This is a genomic window from Microbispora sp. H10830 (assembly GCF_014161375.1).
Lineage (GTDB): Bacteria > Actinomycetota > Actinomycetes > Streptosporangiales > Streptosporangiaceae > Microbispora > Microbispora catharanthi.
This window is the reverse complement of the sequence record NZ_JABBWX010000006.1, coordinates 1-15,103: the sequence shown is the minus strand read 5'-3', so window position 1 is coordinate 15,103 and position 15,103 is coordinate 1. Positions and strand designations below refer to the sequence as shown.

Sequence of the window (15,103 nt, the reverse complement as noted above, 5' to 3'; positions counted from 1 at the left end):
CGAAGGACCCTTCTCTCATACGGTCATCCACCACCGGTCATCCGGGCCAGGGCCGGGTAGCCCAGCAAGATCATGAAGCCGACGACGGTCAGGGACATGGGGACGGTCATGGTCTCGGTGCGGCTCTTCGCCCTCGCCAGCAGCGCGGCCATCTCGCTCTCGCGCAGGCTGGCCGCCTTGGCCTTGAGGGTGTCGAGGATGCTGGCGCCCTCGGTGCCGGCCATCTTGGCGATCGCGGCGACCTCGCCCAGCTCGGGCACGGCCAGCTCCCGTGACAGGCGGGTGAGCTCGTCCCAGGCGGAGCCGGTGCCGCGGAAGGCCGGATCGAGCGCGGACGACAGCCGCTTGAACGTCTGCCCTTTCCCGACGCGGGCGGCGGAGTCCAGCGCGTCGGCCGGCCCGCGCCCGGCCAGCCGACACAGGGCGACGAGGTCCAGGTAACAGACCAGCGCCCGGCGGAAGCGCCGCCGCGCGGTGGCGGCCTCCACCCGCAGCGACAGCTCGGGCGCGGTGAACATCACGGCGCCGAAGACGACCGACGCCGCCCACAAGATGATCGCGGGGAAGGTGACGCCGAGCAGCCAGCCATACGTCCACAGGAGGGCCGGCCCGCACAGGCCAGTGGCCATGAGCAGCGCCTTACGGCCAAGGTGAGTCTCCCGGCTCCTGCCGACGATCGCCAGGTCGGAATTCTTCGCGCGGTTCCCCAGCCAGGACGAGCCGAGCACACCGATGGTCGTACGACGGACGCGCTCCGGCACGCTGTGCGCCTCAACCGGTCCACCGCCGGGCTGGAGGCGCGCCAGCGAGGCGGCCAGCTCGGGCGGGCCGGGCCGTACGGCGAGCAGGATCAGGAACAGGCCGAGGCCCATCGTGCCTCCGGCGGCGAGCACCGCCCAGGTCATCCCGTGGCCTCCTCGTTCAGGAAACGGTCCGTCTCCGGGGCGCTGCCGAGGCGGTGGATCCACCAGAACGTCACGGCGTACAGCCCGGCGACCCCGGCGAGGACGAGCTGTCCGAGGAAGCTGCCGAACGGCGCCACGTACTCCTGGTTCAGCAGGGCGAAACCGGTGTAGCCGAGCAGCGCGCCGATGACCCAGCGGGCGGTGGTGCGGTGCCGCGACCGCTCGGCCTCGACCTCACGCTGAGCGGACACATCCATGCCGATGGTCCGGGCGAGTCCAAGGAGCACCTCCCGCAGACCGCGCCCCCGGGACTCCGCGGCGAGGATCAGGGAGGCGGCGGCCATGTCGCCGACCAAGTCGTCCAGCTCGTCGGCGAAGGCGCGCAGGGCGCTGTCGGCCGGCACACGAAGGGCCAGTCGGCGGGCGAGCGCCGTGACCTCGGCGGCGATCGGCTCGGGTGCGTTGCGGGCGCTGATGGCCAGGGCCTCTTCGATGCCCGCGCTCCCGGACAGGGCGTCGGCGAGCTGGCGGATCCAGGTCTCGATCGCCTCCAGCCGGGCGATCCGGCGCGCCACCTCCCGGCCGGACAGAACCCGAGGCAGGAGCAGCACGGCGGCCCCGGCGGAGAAGGCGGCAACTGGCCATCCCGTCAGCCAGAACACGATGACCGCGGCTCCAAGAGCCAGCGCGAGCGGAATGGTGGCGACCTTGGGCACGCGTGGCCGGGCGCGACGGGTCTGCCGTACCGGGACCCGGCGCAGGCCCACGACCACCAGGATGATCCCAGCGGCGAACACGCCTCCGGCGAGGGCTGCGATCAGTTCCACAGCCCACCCGCTCCCGGGGTGAACATGGTGGCGTCGAAGCCCGCCTTGACCAGCTTGTCCATGCACTGGGGAGTGACGTTCGGTACGGCCCGCCCGTCCGGCCCTGGTACGAAGACCCGGTTGACTGCCGGGACGACCGAGTCGGCCGGCGGCAGGACCTCGAATATCTCCGAGATGTACCGGACGTTCATCGGCGCGTCGGGATCGTGGCTCACCTCGTGCCGGAGGTAGACGATGAAGTCGACGGCCTTGCCGACCAGCCGGAACAGCGCGTCAGCGGGCATGGTCCCGGCGAGGATCTCCATGCGGGGGAAGATCTCCTCCGCGGAGTCGGCGTGCATGGTGCAGATCGACCCACGACCGCCGGAGTTCATCGCGACCAGCATGGGGACCAGCTCGTCACTGCGGACCTCGCCGACCAGGATGCGGCGGCCGTTGAAGCGGAACGCGTCGTCGATCAGCTGGCGCATGGTGACCGCGCCCTCGCCTTCGGAGTTGGCGGCGCGCGCCTCGAAGCTGAGCACGTCGTGGTGCCGCTCAGGCATCAAGTGCAGGAACAGCTCGCGCTCGTTCTCGACGGTGATGAGCCGCTCGAACGGGTCGATATCGCCAGCAAGAGCGCGGACTAGGGTGGACTTGCCCGAGTTCATCGCCCCCGCGACGATCACGTTCATCGGGACGTTCATCACTCCGTGCAGGAAGTGCCGGACGGGCCAGGACATGGTTCCCCGGGCGGCCAGGTCCGACATCGTGGCGTCGAGCATGCCGTGCTTACGGATGGAGAACGCCGTGTGCGGGGTGATGCCGGTCGCCGCGGCCAGCCGTACGGTGTTGGACAGCGCCTTATGCAAGATCGGCCTGGCGGTGGAGAAGTCCCTGGCGTTCTGCCCCTGGTAGATGCCCCAGCGGCGGACGTTCTCGATCAGCTCGTCCTCGCTGTCGGCCGCCGGCGGCCCGGGCACCTTGCGTCCGTCGGTGTAGGTCACCCAGACCTGGTCGTACCGGTTGACGTCGATGTTTTCGACCTCGCGATCGTCCACCAGCGGCTGCAGGTCACCCAGATAGAAGATCCGGTTCTCGACGGCCTTCTTGAGCTTCTCCTCCTCGTCCAAAGTCGGGGCGGGCCGGCCGAGCAGGGCGAGGTTGTCCGCGTAGGTGCGGACGACGTTCGTAATGACGGCCTTGCCGTACTGGAGAGTCGCCTCCGCCCCCGTGATGCCCGACTCATCCAGCGCCTTGTTGACCTGCTGCTGCAGTTCGCGTACGGCACGGCGGAAGTCCTGGTCGTCCATCAGGCCATCACCTGATCGCTCTGCTCCACGAGAGCGGCGGCGAACGCCCGTGCGCTGCGCATCAGGGGCGACATCGGCCGGATGCGACCAACGCCGTACGCGAGCGCCGGCGCGGACCACTTGTCGGACGGCAACCATGCCGCGACCTTGGCACCCAGCGTCTTGCCGATTTCCTTGAGCTGGTACTGGCCGTCCCCCACCACGATCAGCTCCGGCTCCGGCAGATGCCCGCGCAGCTCCTTCACATCGCGGATGGCGGAGGTTGTGGCGTGCAGATGGACCAGCGTGGGCCTGGTGACGACGAACACCCGGTCGGCCCGGGCCAGCAGGTCATTCGGCGTGTCCGGCCGCCCCATCTGGCCCAGGTCGACGATCACATCCTCATCCAGGGCGGCCAGGCAACCCGCGATCTCCGGCCAGAGTGGTTGGAGGGCCATAGCCTGCTTGGGCTCGGCAAGGCCGGGGAGAATGAGCCTGCCGTCCTGAGTGGCGTAGAGCTGGTCCCACAGCGCCTCGGCCGCGGCGACTCCCCTGCGAATCTTCACACCCCACTCGGCCAGGCCGCGATCGCGCGGCGTGCCTGCCAGGTAGCCGGACAGGATGGTGCCGCCTCCGGGATCCGCCTCGGCCAGCAGCGCAGGGCGCGGCCACTCAAGGAAGAGCGCGAGCGCGCTGGTGGTCGTACCGGCGGCATGCCCGCCCGAGCACATCACGGTCAGCACGGTGCCCCCGCCTGACAGGCGGGCGTGCGAGTTTGAGCGGCTCTCGACGCGAGCACCATCGCGATCTTCCCCTCCGCCGCCAGGCGGGCCAGAGCCGTACCGGTCGTGGCCGGCACCAGGAAGTCCACGACCACGGTCCCATCGGCGTCAGGCTGCCCGACCTTGTCGACCAGCGCACGGTACTCGACGCCTTGCCGCCCTTCCTCTGGAACGGCTGCCGCGACGACCCGGTCGCCGGGTTTGAGCCCGCGTGCGGGGAGCTGAGTCGCCTTGAGGGCGATCGGCACGATCTGCTGGCCGTCATCGGGGGTGAGGGCCGTGCCCAACTGGGAGGGCGCGAGAAGCGTCCCAGCCTTGAGGTCGGCTGTGGCTCGCTTGCCGATGACGCCGTCCCGGTCCCGCGTGCGGATCCACTGCATCCCCGGCACCACGCCCACCCCGAGGCTCGTCAGGTCCTGAGCCTCGATGACCTGGCCGATCGGCACGTCACGGGCCATGACCAGGACCTGTGTGCGATGCGCGGCCAGTTGATACACCTGCAGCACCGTGACCGCGCTCAACACGACCGCGAGAACGCCGACGACGGCCATCGCGGGGCGGCGCTTACCTGGCACGGGCCGCGCGGTGGGTGGGCTGTTCGTGGCCGCTAAAGATCGCTGGAGCATGCGTCAGTCCTTGGTGATGAGTGCCTGGGCTTCCGCGACGCGGAGCGGGAACGAGGTCGACCGTGTGATCGGCGGCAACGTGCCACCGGTCCCGCCCGAGCCGGTCCACGTGCCGCTCCACGTGACCGTTACCGTGACCCGATAGGCGTTCCCCTGCCCCTGACGGAGCGACGGCTGGAGGTACCTCACCGCGCAGGTCGGCTTCTGGCGACTCGCGGGGAGCTCCGGGTTGTAGGGCGTGCCGGGCCCCTGGCAGGTAACGGGTTTGCCACCGTCACCCGGGTCAACGGTCATCTTCTGGGGGCGTGCTGCCGCCTCTGCCCAGACGCCGGCCGTCTCCACCCGCTTGTGCTTCGGGCTCCACTCCCCCTTGGCCAGATAGACCCACTCGTCCAGGCCGACCAGGCCGGTGGAGCCGCGCGGCGGAGCGGTGAGGACCTTCGGCTCGCGCACCGGGATCATCGCCCACGCCTTCCGAGCCAGTTGAGCGGGCGTCACGCGAGGAGCTCCGGGCGCGCGATCGGGAACCCAGCGGACGTCGCGGAAGCCGTCGGAACACTCGACCAGGTAATAGGCGCCCTTGCCCTTCGGTACGCCTCCGGGGCTCGACGCCGGGTCGACCCATTCCAGGCCGCCGTTCTTCATGCCATCGGCGTGCCAGGGTGTGTAGGAACAGGTGACACCGGACCCACGATGAGCCGCACTCGCGCTTGTGACCTGCTGTCCTGAGTGCGGATCTTTGTCGGCCGTCAGGACATAGCCCAAAGGCGACGTCTGAACCCCGTTGTTGTCCAGTGGTGGCGAGGGCGTGAGCATCGACACAGCGGGCAGCACGCCCGCAATCAGGATCCGGCTGAGCACGCTTCCCTCACATGCTCAAGAGTCGAGACCTTCCACGCCCCCTCAACCAAGAGCAGCGTCGCGACGAGATGGGTGTTCTCACTCCCGTGAAGGACCCGCTTCGAGGTCTTCTCGTCCATCTGTCCGCTATTGCGGTTGTCCTGGCAGTCGTGCAGTGTGGCCTTCTGCCCCTCGATCTTGATGTCGAAGGGGTGGAATACCGGCATCCCCCATGTGAATCTTCCGCCGACCCGAAGGGCGACGATGCCGCGGAGCATTCTGCTCAGCAGGGGTTCGGTCGCGAACGGGGCGATGATCGGTTTGCGCTGCCCGTCAGGGGTATGTTCGGCACGCCGACCCGCGGAGTAAATGCCCTTGTAGGCGGCAAGCACCGCCTCCTCCGCCTTTCCGGTAGGCGTAGCACCCGGCTGCGGTGAGACGGTCGTCGAAACCGTGGGTGACGGCTGCGGCACTGCCCCCTCATCTGCCGCACAAGCCGAAGCCGACAGCGCGAGAACAACCAGCGCAAGCCGTTTCGAATATCGACAGACTGTCGCCACCACCAGCGCCCTTTACTCAGAGCAATCAGATCATTGCGGAGAGCTACAGGCTAGATGGCGAATTTCAGCGAGGCCAGAGGAGACAACTAACCAGTAGGACACATTGAGGTAGCCGCAGCGAGCGACCTCTACCAGGGAAAATGTCCTTATCGGCCGATGCCGTCAACTATCGTGCATCTGCCTCTCTGCCCGAGAAACAATGGGTTCGAGGTCACCCTCGGCGCTCAGGTCCTGTGCGCTGATGGCGTGGGGCCGTGGCGTGAACGGCAGGGTCGGCAAGCCTGCCGTTCTTGTCCAGCAGTGCTACTGCCCGTGCCGTCCATGACAGCCAACCGCGCGGCGACGCCATCGGGGAGCGCTCACTTGGTCTGCATCTGTGCAAACCGCTGTGCATTTCGCCTGCTCACCGTCATGGCCTTACTGCAAAGACCTCGCCCAACTACGCTGCGCTATATGGAGCGTCAGCCCAACACCCGGCTCGCGGACGTCATCGACCAGGCCGGTGTCTCCCACCTCGGCCTGGCCAGCCGTATCGGCCACGTCGCAAAGGAATGGCGCGTGCCTGTGCGGCCTTCCCATACGCAGATCGCACGATGGATCGAAGGCCAGAAGCCACGAGGCGTCACCGCTGCTCTGATCGCTGAAGCACTCAGCCGCAAGCTGGGTCGCCGGGTCACCCTGGCGGACATCGGGCTGGAGGGCAGCACCACCTCACCGGAGATCGGACTTAACTTCTCTGACGTCCCCGCCGACCTCGTCAACACGTTGGCTCAGCTAGCTACCGCTGACGCACAGCGGCGAGAATTCCTGCGAAGCACGGTGAATGTGGGGGCCCTCACCCAGGCGGCCTTCGGATGGCTCCTGTCCACCCCGGCCCAGCCTCCGAGTGGATCGGCGGGTCGCAGGGTGGGGATGAGCGACGTCGAAGCGATCCGCTCCGCCACGACCATGTTCGCCGATCTGGACAACCGTTTCGGCGGTGCGCACGCTCGCTCGGCCGCCCTTCAATACCTGCTCGACCAGATCGTCCCGCTGCTGAACGGCACGTACACCTCCGCCGTCGGGCGGTCGCTGTTCAGCGCGGTTGCCGAGTTCTGCCTGTCCGTGGCGTGGATGGCCTACGACAGCGGCTGGCACGGCCTCGCCCGCCGCTACTTCCTACAGGCGCTTTCTCTGGCCCATCACGCCGACGACCGGATGCTCGGTGCCAGCATCCTGTCCGCGATGTCCCATCAGGCGACTTACCTCGGCGAATACCGGGAGGCCCTCCATCTTGCTCGCGCTGCGCAGCACGATGTGAAAGGCCGAGCTCCCGCACTGCTCAGAGCACAGTTCGCCGCGATGGAAGCCCGCGCCGCCGCCAATCTCCCCGACGGGGCCGGGGAGTGCCTCACGGCTCTCGATACTGCCGCCAGGGCGTTCAACGAGCACAAGCCCGGCGAGGAGCCTGAGTGGATCGCGTACTTCGACGAGTCCGAGCTGGCCGACGAGTTCGCGCACTGCTTCCGGGACATGGGGGACGCCAGGGAGTCATACCGTCATGCCACCCACTGCCTGTCCGTCTCCGAAACCAGTCCAGCCGCCGGAGGATACGCACGTAGCCGGATCTTCTCGCGGATCGTGCTCGCCACGAGCCTCGTCGATCAGGGCGACGTGGAGCAGGCATGCCACGTTGCCGTACGAGTCCTGCCCCGGATCCAGGAGACCGCGTCGATCCGCTGTACTACTTACCTTCGTGACCTGCATAACCGCATGAGTGTTCGCAGCGATCATCCAGCGGTCATCGAATTCACCGAGCAGGCTCGGCCTGTGCTGCGAGGTCGCCAGCTCCGCGCAGCTTCTTGAGCAATTTCTATCCGGATGACGCGGGTCAGGATGATGTGGAAGAGCAGGGTTGACCATGGGGTGAGACTCCCGGTAGGACACAGCCGACCAAGGCCCGATGCCCCTATCGGGAGTCTCGTTGCAGAAGCCGTACTACTCGAGGAAGCACAAGCGCTGCGGAGTAGACGTTCAGGTCCTCGCCGACCCCACCGGCCGCCTGGTCTCGCCTCTCCTGCTCCGCCTCGGGCGGTGCACGACCTGATCGCAGCCCGGACCGCCCATCTGATCGATGCTCGAGTGAGAGCCGACGTTCGTCCTGCGGTCTTCGGAGACAACCACCACTCAGGACGACAAGGGCTCAGAGGTTGTTTCTTCCTGGTCCGCTTTTTCGATACTTCTCAGTAGCGCCTGGACAAGGCCACGTGCTCCTCGGCGTGCCGGCGCCTGAGCCAACTCTTTTTCAAGAACCTCACGAACCTTTTCTGCTTCAGTGAGCGTGTAATAGCCACCTCCCAGCCTATTTCGCAGCAACGCCTCGACCCGCTGGTCTTTCGCAGCTTTCAGTAGCTCAAGCACCCCATCGGGTCGGTCTGCGATCAGACGATAAGCAACTTCCAGGGCGGCATCACGAACAGCTGAATCAAGGTGCTGCATGATCCAAGCCGCCCGGTGGATTGGCCGGACTTGCTGCCCGGCGGGCGGGATGATGATGAGATCAAGCAGTGCCTCGGCAGCTGCTCCGCTGGCTGGGCAGAGAAGTATCAGCTTGGTATAGAGCTCTCGCTTGCCGTGCTTGATGGCTGAATAGAGGCAGTAGGCGACGTCCTCGCTACTGAGGTCACCTGCACACGCTGCCTGGTATGCCGTGATGAGGTCGTCAGCGTCCAGGGCAAGTTCTGGATCGCGATACCCAGGGTCCGAAGATCCAGGGCTGTCCCATGTCAGCCTGGCTTCGCGAACTCGGAGAGCAATATCGGCGAACTTCTTCCGAGTGTAGAGGTCAGCGGCGCCTCCGGGCTTCTCACCACGTCGGACATCATCAACCTGACGGCCAAGTTCGACAGCGTCGTCGTGAGGGACTCCGGCTGCTTCGAGGCACCGAGCGACAGTCCTGCCCGCAGTCTTCAGCCTGAAGGCGCTGTAGAAGCTTTGCCTAGCGGGCAGGATCGACCCGACTCCACTGTTCTCCAACGCCGAGTAGGCAGCGTGACAGGACATCGTCCCGTTTCCAACTGCCATGTGCTCCTCGAATGTACGCCGCAGTCTCCGGACAAGCTGCGACCGAATGTCATCACCTGCGAAGGGATCGGGGCCCTCGGCGTCGTCGTGCCACTTGATCGTTCTCATGGTGCTCCTTCCATCCCGGCCAGCTCGACATTATCCCCGACGTTTGGACGTCTAAGGGTCCATGCGTAGACCTTGGATGCGACTGCCCGCGATTTAAGGTCCAGGTCTTTCGACGGACGGATTAGACACCCGGAATACACCAATCTGGTCAGCAACAGCCCGTCAGCAACTTGCCGTCGTGGCCGACACAATGACCAGGAGGTCGCTATTTTTAGTTTCAGGCCCTCTCCACCAGCAGAACAGCCCGACTCTGCCGCTCTTAAGAAGTTGCGTGAAGAAATTGACAGTCGTCTCAGATGTATCTGGATCGCTGTCGCGAGCGTTACCGCACTGGTCATCGGCACTGATGCGGGAGTCCTTTCCTGGATCAGCGGCCAGGATCCTGCAGCAGCGGCCCTTGCTGGTTGTGGAGTATCCTTCGCGGCTTTGACGCTTGGCCTTCTGATCGTGAACACACTGCGGCGACCGTTCTGATATTTGAAGACTAAGCCCCGTCCGGCAAGCCGGACGGGGCTTCCGATTTGGTTGGCAGGACGGGACGGAGAATCGCGCCGGGCAAGAGAACAACGAGATGTCGCGGGCCTCGTATGTTGGTCGTCTGCTGTATTACCGGGGCCTCCCCTAACTCCTAGACTCATCCCGGCCAGGGTGATCAGTAAGGGTGCCAGTGCCGGGGCCTGTCCGGCTCCTTCAGGTCGGCGATCCTGCGGCGTACCTCAGCAGCGATCTCTTCGCTGTCGCCGGCCTTCTGCGCCAGCCAGCATGTCATCCGCAGTTCTCGGACAGCGCGCAGCACCTGGTACCGAGGCAGTCGCGTCACGTCGAATCCATACACCTCACAAAACCGCTCGTACTCGGCGTCGGTGTGCCACCCCAGGTCCCGGTAAACGGCCGTGATCGCCAGGTCCCACTCAGGCGGTCCCCAGCACAGCCCTTCCAGGTCGAACAGCACCACCTCGCCGGAGGATGTCTTCAGCACGTTGCCGATGTTGGCGTCGCCGTGGATCACCGCTCGCGGCAGCACGTACGGCACATCGGCGAGATCCTCGCGCAGAGTTCGGGTCAGCGTCCGCAAGGTCAGACGATCGGCTGCCGTGAGAGCAGGTGCGGACTCTATACGCTCATCCAGTCGCTCGAGCGGTTCCAACTCGGGCAACGCGAGATCGGGCGGAGGCCGAAGGGCGTGTAAGCGTCGCAACACCGCGGCGAGGTCAGCCGGGACAGTCCAGTCGCCCTCCACCGCGTGCCACAGAGACACCACCGTTCCGGCTGCAATGTACGGTTGCTCACCCTCCAGGGGCCGAGTGACCGTGAGCCCCTCAGCCGTCAGCCACCGAGCGACCTCAACCTCACGGCGAGACGAATCCAGGCGATCGAGGCTCCTGGCAACGCGGGCGATGATGTGCCCGTCGGCCAGCCGCAACACGGCGCGATCCCCGATACGTACAACCTCTGGTTTTTGATTTTGATCATCAAAACCGGCGCGCCGGGCAGCCTCACGCGCGGCCTCGACAGCGATATCAGCGAACAACAGGGCGACCACCCATCAGATGCTTTCCTTCGTTCCGCTCACCGCACGCACTGCTCGCGGCGACTGGCCAGGCCGAGGTGGGGACGCCAGCCATTTCGATGACGTCGGCGAGCCCGAGTGTCGGGCTGACGATCCATAGGCCGCAGCGTAGTTGGGGCTCCGTCCCTGCAGTAAGGCCCTGGTGGCGGGCAGCTCGAATGCACAGCGGTTTGCACAGATGCAGAGCCGCTGAGCGCTCCCGGGCGCCGTTCCCGCGCGGTTGGCTGTGGGTCATGGACAACACGCACAGCAGCTCGCTGCTGAACGAGAACGGCGGGGCACCGCCCCTGCCGTTCACGCGGCGGGCTCAGCCGGCCCGTCGCCATCCGCACCCCTCGGCCTGGTGAAAGCAGAGCCTCCCCCGGTGTCTGACACGTCCATCGGAGATCGTCTATGTCAACATCCCACCCCGCGGCGGAGCCCTTGGAGGCGCTGGCTGAGGAGTTGCGAAGCCGGAACTTCTCCGCCCGAATCGTCGTCCCGCTCAATCGCATCCCCCGGCTTCAGGTGATAAACCCCGCCGCTCCGGCGCTTACGGAGCAGGTTCTCGCCAAGCCCGATTCGGACGGAGCCTGGCACTACTGGTTCCCGTGGCCGGCTCTCATCGCTGCTGTCGACGACATCCCCGCCGCGGCCGATCGCATCGAACACGTCCTCGCCGAGGTCGGCCGAAACACCGGCGGCAGGCCAGGAGCCGACGCCCCGGAAGGCCTCGCCTCGTCCGCCCGTACCCGTTCAGGAGAACTACATGGCATACCTGACTGCCTCGAGACCACCGGGGCGTGAAGAGTCCGCCGCTCGGCAGGTGGACACCCACCTCGCAGCCACGCACAACATCCGTGGCGGGCAGATCCACACGTACCGAGGGGTCGCGCTCCTCCGCCTCGGCGACCTGTCCGTCTGGTTCCGTGCGGGGAAGATCTCCTGGAGCACCGGAGAGCTCGGTGCGGACGGCAAGCCTAAGGCGACCGCCTTCCTCCTGCACGAGACCGCACAGGCGGCCAGCAAGATCGCCCAGCGCTACCGGGAACTTCGCGGGCACGTGGGCCTTCATGCGGTACGGATCGGGTGAACGTGTCGCTGCTCTGGCTTGTGCTGTGCCTCAAGGGCATCTGGCCACCTCGGGCGGGTGCCACCACGACGCTGCGGTTCCGACGGGTGGGCGCCGACGGCCAGCCGCAGGAGTACCGGCTGAGTGTCGCCGATACCGGCGCACGCGAACGCTGGACACAGGGCGACGACGTACTGCATGACGGAGCCGCCCTCATGGACGACCTCCCGATGCAGTGGTGTGACATGCGCGTGCAGGAGCTCATCAACACTGGCTGGGAGTTCGCCGGCGTGAACGTCGACATCGCGTCGATATCCAGCCGAGCCCCGACGAGCGGAATCGCCACCCCATAGCCCTCGGCGGCGCGGTCGAGTGCCCCTCGCCCACAGGGGCAGGCCCCGTCTCCCGCACCGTCGAGCATCCGGCCCGGCCCAGAACGTACCCGCATGCAACGCCTGGGCCGGGCCGTGGACGACGCGGCGCCAGCTCGTACCGGCGCCCCCGCAAGACCGGCCGCGTACGGCCTCAAGGTTTGGTGAGAAGGCCACATGGCCTGTGCCGAGGGACCACGATCACCGGGGCGGCGAGCCCGCCGCCCCGTCAACCTGTGAAGGAAGCGCTGATGACTACACCGCCCATGGACGCGGCCGATATCGCAGCCTCGCTGCGGGCCGACATGGTGCGCGAGCTGCGCGAGATGGACGCGGTCACATCCGAGTCCGTAGCCGCGGCCCTCGCCACCGTGCCCAGGCACCTGTTCGCCCTGGGCGAGCCGCTGGAGGCGGCGTACGCCGCGAACAGTGCCCTGGTGGTCAAGCGGGACGCGAGCGGCCTGGCGCTGAGCTCTCTGTCGGCCGCCCACATCCAGGCGGTGATGTTGGAGCAGGCCGAGATCGAACGCGGCATGCGGGTTCTGGAGATCGGCTCGGGTGGTTACAACGCCGCTCTGATTCAGGAACTCGTTGGAGCCGAGGGAAAAGTCGTTTCGGTCGACATCGACCCCGACATCGTCGAGCGCGCCCGCACCTGCCTCAAGACAGCCGGCTACGACCATGTCGAGGTGGTGCTGGCCGACGCTGAGAACGGCGTGCCGGAGCAAGCGCCGTACGACCGGATCATCGTCACCGCGGGGGCCTGGGACATTCCCCCGGCATGGGTGGACCAACTCTCCAAAGTCGGCAGGATCGTTGTCCCGCTGCGGGTGAGAGGGCGGACCCGCACCATCGCCTTCGACCGCAGCGACGACATCCTGGTGAGCCGCAGCTACTGCCTGTCGGACTTCGTACCGATGCAGGGGTCCGGTTCGTTCAGCGAGCACATCGTGCAGCTCGCCGAAGGGGTCGTGCTGCAGGTCGATGAAGAGCCACAGCGGTTCGACGTCGAGGCGCTGCGGCAGGCACTCGACTCCCCGAGGCTGGAACGCTGGTCAGGGGCGGCCTTCGACCTGCCCGACGAGCTGGAGCTGTTCCTCCTCACCAACGCGCCGCAGGTCGCCATTCTGCACGCCAGCGAGGAATTCGTCGCACAGGGGCGTTTCGCCCCCTCGGTGACCAGAGGCGTTCCTGCCCTCATCAGCGGCGGCAGCTTCGCCTACCGGACGAAACGGCCGAACGAGGAGACCGGCGGCTTCGAAAGCGGGGTCTTCGCTCACGGCCCCGAAGCCGAAGCCGTCGCTGCGGAGTACGTGGAACTGCTACGGCGCTGGGCGAGCGACCACCGCCGCCGCGGTGCCGCGCGCATCCAGTACATCCCGAAGACCGCCCGAACGAGCCTCCCCTACCGAGGGCTCATCAGCAAGCGGCACGGAGCCGTCGTCGTCTCCTGGCCCTGAAGCGCCCGGCTCCAACAGGGAGAACCGGGAACCCTGCACCACCACGAAGGAGGTTCTCATGTCCATCCAGATCGAGAACGCACCGGCTACGCAGGCCGGAGAGGAGGACTTCGGGGAGTGGGACCTGGACGTCTCGATCGTCGAGTCCGGCCCGGCCGCGGACAAGCTCATCCGGATGACCGACGACGGCTGCGGGACGACCTGCCAGTCCGCCTGCTCGACCACCTGCCCGTAGGCGCTGACGCCCCGACCCTCTGAAACCCCGGGCGCCCGGTCGCCGCACCGACCGGGCGCTTCCGTCTCCGGGAGCGGCACATGTACGAGTATCTCGACGCTGTCGTGGCGCGAGCCGCCGTCTGGCCGGCGCACCGCACGCCCGGCTCATGGCCAGACATGAACGGAACAGCAGCCGGACCAGACTCCTGGCGGCAGTGGCTACGAGAGACCATGCGGATACCCGGTTTCCTGTCCGCGTTGGAGCAGGCCAGCCCCGTTCTGACGCACCGAGTGACCGAGATCTGTGAGGGGCGGGACGTCTCTGAGCCTGCCATGCGCCGGGCGGTGCTCTCGGTTATGCGCTACCTGCTTCGTGCCTCAGGACGCGCGACGCCGTTCGGCCTGTTCGCCGGTATCGCCCCGGCTCACATCGCCGCCTTACCCATGGCCCACGTCGGTGGCGCCCATCGCGCCGTAGCCAAGGTCGACGCCGGGTGGCTTGCGGGAGTGATCGAGCGTCTGGAGGCCGAACCGGCGCTGCGACCACGTCTGAAGGTCATGGCCAACAACCTCGTGTTCGAGCGTGACGGCCATTTGGTGTTGGAGCACCGCCCCGCCGGGGCGACTCGCGACCAGCCGACGCATGTGAGCGTGCGAGCCACCGCGCCGATCCGGACGGCTATGAGCCTGTCACAGAGCCCGATCCGGCTGGGGGAGCTGGCGGAGAAGCTCGCGGCCGATTTTTCTGGCGTCCCTGCCGCTGTCGTGGACCGACTGCTTGTGGACCTGGTGGCACAACGCCTGCTCGTCACCAGCTTGCGTCCCCCGATGACCGCAGCCGATCCCCTCGGCCATCTCCTGTCTGAACTCGAGGAGACGGCAGCCGGAGAGCTCGCTGAGGTGGCCGAGACTGTCGGGCGTCTACGCCGGATCGCTCAGGAATTGGCCAAGCACGACGACGCTCCCACCTCAGCGATAGCGCGTAGCCGTCGCACGCGCCTTGCCTCCGGCATGGCCGCCGTCGCGCCCGTAACGGGGTCCGCGCTCGCAGTCGATCTGCGGATGGACTTGGACCTTGCGGTGCCGCAGTCGGTGGCCGCCGAGGCGGCGAAGGCCGCCGGCGTACTCGTACGACTCGCCCCTCGCTCGGACCTCGGCCCCGGCTGGGTCGCCTGGCATGGCCGCTTCCTGGAGCGCTACGGGCCGCGGGCCCTGGTTCCCGTCCTCGACGCCGTCGATCCCGATATCGGACTCGGATATCCGGCCGGCTACCTCGGCGCACCGTCGCCGCCTTCGGCCGCGCTGTCTGAGCGGGACGTGAAGCTGGGTGACGTCCCCTCGAGTGGTGTAACTCCAAGCTGTTGATGCAAGCCCCGGACATGGGGCGAGCCATCGTGTGACGGTCAGCGAGTTCCCGACCAAAGGTTCTCGCGGAGGACACCACACGATGGCT

16 protein-coding genes are annotated in these 15,103 nt (G+C 67.0%); 7 read left to right on the top strand and 9 right to left on the bottom strand.

The features are described from left to right. Nucleotides 1–23: 23 nt before the first annotated feature. Genes HHX35_RS16885 through HHX35_RS16855 form a run of 7 tightly spaced genes read right to left on the bottom strand, consistent with a single transcriptional unit; the run spans nucleotide 24 to nucleotide 5,643 of the window. Entirely contained in the window at nucleotides 24–905 is an 882-nt protein-coding gene (locus HHX35_RS16885; RefSeq protein WP_182899774.1) for a type II secretion system F family protein, read from the bottom strand. After that, nucleotides 902–1,732, bottom strand: a complete 831-nt coding sequence (locus tag HHX35_RS16880; protein WP_182899773.1) for a type II secretion system F family protein — start codon at nucleotides 1,730–1,732, stop codon at nucleotides 902–904. Before HHX35_RS16880 ends, HHX35_RS16885 begins: the two co-directional genes overlap by 4 nt. Next, nucleotides 1,723–3,024, bottom strand: a complete 1,302-nt coding sequence (locus HHX35_RS16875) for a CpaF family protein (RefSeq protein WP_182899772.1) — start codon at nucleotides 3,022–3,024, stop codon at nucleotides 1,723–1,725. Before HHX35_RS16875 ends, HHX35_RS16880 begins: the two co-directional genes overlap by 10 nt. After that, a complete protein-coding gene (locus HHX35_RS16870) occupies nucleotides 3,024–3,746 on the bottom strand; it encodes a ParA family protein (RefSeq protein WP_182899771.1) in 723 nt (240 codons plus the stop codon). The genes HHX35_RS16875 and HHX35_RS16870 overlap by 1 nt, the downstream gene beginning before the upstream one ends. Beyond that, the gene (locus HHX35_RS16865) at nucleotides 3,740–4,360 is read right to left on the bottom strand and encodes an SAF domain-containing protein (protein ID WP_182899770.1); all 621 of its coding nucleotides are present in this window, start codon (nucleotides 4,358–4,360) and stop codon (nucleotides 3,740–3,742) included. The genes HHX35_RS16870 and HHX35_RS16865 overlap by 7 nt, the downstream gene beginning before the upstream one ends. A 54-nt stretch (nucleotides 4,361–4,414) precedes the next feature. Beyond that, nucleotides 4,415–5,272, bottom strand: coding sequence for a hypothetical protein (locus HHX35_RS16860; protein WP_182899769.1), 858 nt, complete (start codon nucleotides 5,270–5,272; stop codon nucleotides 4,415–4,417). Next, nucleotides 5,254–5,643 (bottom strand): hypothetical protein, encoded by a 390-nt coding sequence (locus tag HHX35_RS16855; protein ID WP_182899768.1) that lies wholly within the window; start codon nucleotides 5,641–5,643, stop codon nucleotides 5,254–5,256. The genes HHX35_RS16860 and HHX35_RS16855 overlap by 19 nt, the downstream gene beginning before the upstream one ends. Before the next feature lie 621 nt (nucleotides 5,644–6,264). Between HHX35_RS16855 and HHX35_RS16850 the strand changes: the two genes are divergently transcribed. Beyond that, nucleotides 6,265–7,656, top strand: a complete 1,392-nt coding sequence (locus tag HHX35_RS16850; RefSeq protein ID WP_182899767.1) for a hypothetical protein — start codon at nucleotides 6,265–6,267, stop codon at nucleotides 7,654–7,656. Between the two features lie 321 nt (nucleotides 7,657–7,977). On the opposite strand, the gene HHX35_RS16845 is transcribed toward HHX35_RS16850, so the two are convergent. Continuing rightward, nucleotides 7,978–8,982, bottom strand: a complete 1,005-nt coding sequence (locus tag HHX35_RS16845; protein WP_182899766.1) for a hypothetical protein — start codon at nucleotides 8,980–8,982, stop codon at nucleotides 7,978–7,980. Between the two features lie 652 nt (nucleotides 8,983–9,634). Continuing rightward, on the bottom strand, nucleotides 9,635–10,525 hold the full coding sequence (locus HHX35_RS16840; protein WP_310739138.1) for an aminoglycoside phosphotransferase family protein: 891 nt from the start codon (nucleotides 10,523–10,525) through the stop codon (nucleotides 9,635–9,637). 450 nt (nucleotides 10,526–10,975) lie between these two features. On the opposite strand from HHX35_RS16840, the gene HHX35_RS16835 reads away from it, so the two are divergent. The 6 genes from HHX35_RS16835 (at nucleotide 10,976) to HHX35_RS16810 (ending at nucleotide 15,015) form a co-directional block, all read left to right on the top strand. Then, on the top strand, nucleotides 10,976–11,338 hold the full coding sequence (locus HHX35_RS16835) for a hypothetical protein (RefSeq protein WP_182899765.1): 363 nt from the start codon (nucleotides 10,976–10,978) through the stop codon (nucleotides 11,336–11,338). 19 nt (nucleotides 11,339–11,357) lie between these two features. Continuing rightward, the gene (locus HHX35_RS16830) at nucleotides 11,358–11,624 is read left to right on the top strand and encodes a hypothetical protein (protein WP_182899764.1); all 267 of its coding nucleotides are present in this window, start codon (nucleotides 11,358–11,360) and stop codon (nucleotides 11,622–11,624) included. Then, nucleotides 11,621–11,956 carry a hypothetical protein gene (locus HHX35_RS16825; protein ID WP_182899763.1) on the top strand — a complete coding sequence of 112 codons (336 nt, stop codon included), beginning with the start codon at nucleotides 11,621–11,623 and terminating at the stop codon, nucleotides 11,954–11,956. Before HHX35_RS16830 ends, HHX35_RS16825 begins: the two co-directional genes overlap by 4 nt. 254 nt (nucleotides 11,957–12,210) lie before the next feature. Then, nucleotides 12,211–13,434 (top strand): methyltransferase, FxLD system, encoded by a 1,224-nt coding sequence (fxlM, locus tag HHX35_RS16820; RefSeq protein WP_220505531.1) that lies wholly within the window; start codon nucleotides 12,211–12,213, stop codon nucleotides 13,432–13,434. A 58-nt stretch (nucleotides 13,435–13,492) separates the two neighbouring features. Next, the gene (locus tag HHX35_RS16815; RefSeq protein WP_142567707.1) at nucleotides 13,493–13,669 is read left to right on the top strand and encodes an FxLD family lanthipeptide; all 177 of its coding nucleotides are present in this window, start codon (nucleotides 13,493–13,495) and stop codon (nucleotides 13,667–13,669) included. An 80-nt stretch (nucleotides 13,670–13,749) separates the two neighbouring features. Next, nucleotides 13,750–15,015: a lantibiotic dehydratase family protein gene (locus HHX35_RS16810; protein ID WP_182899762.1), complete on the top strand. Its 1,266-nt coding sequence runs from the start codon at nucleotides 13,750–13,752 to the stop codon at nucleotides 15,013–15,015. The last annotated feature ends 88 nt before the right edge of the window (nucleotides 15,016–15,103 follow it).

Coding starts and splice junctions, on each gene's coding strand:
- HHX35_RS16810 (WP_182899762.1), top strand. CDS start 13,750: ATGTACGAGTATCTCGACGCTGTCGTGGCGCGAGCCGCCGTCTGGCCG.
- HHX35_RS16885 (WP_182899774.1), bottom strand. CDS start 905: ATGACCTGGGCGGTGCTCGCCGCCGGAGGCACGATGGGCCTCGGCCTG.
- HHX35_RS16815 (WP_142567707.1), top strand. CDS start 13,493: ATGTCCATCCAGATCGAGAACGCACCGGCTACGCAGGCCGGAGAGGAG.
- HHX35_RS16850 (WP_182899767.1), top strand. CDS start 6,265: ATGGAGCGTCAGCCCAACACCCGGCTCGCGGACGTCATCGACCAGGCC.
- HHX35_RS16875 (WP_182899772.1), bottom strand. CDS start 3,024: ATGGACGACCAGGACTTCCGCCGTGCCGTACGCGAACTGCAGCAGCAG.
- HHX35_RS16845 (WP_182899766.1), bottom strand. CDS start 8,982: ATGAGAACGATCAAGTGGCACGACGACGCCGAGGGCCCCGATCCCTTC.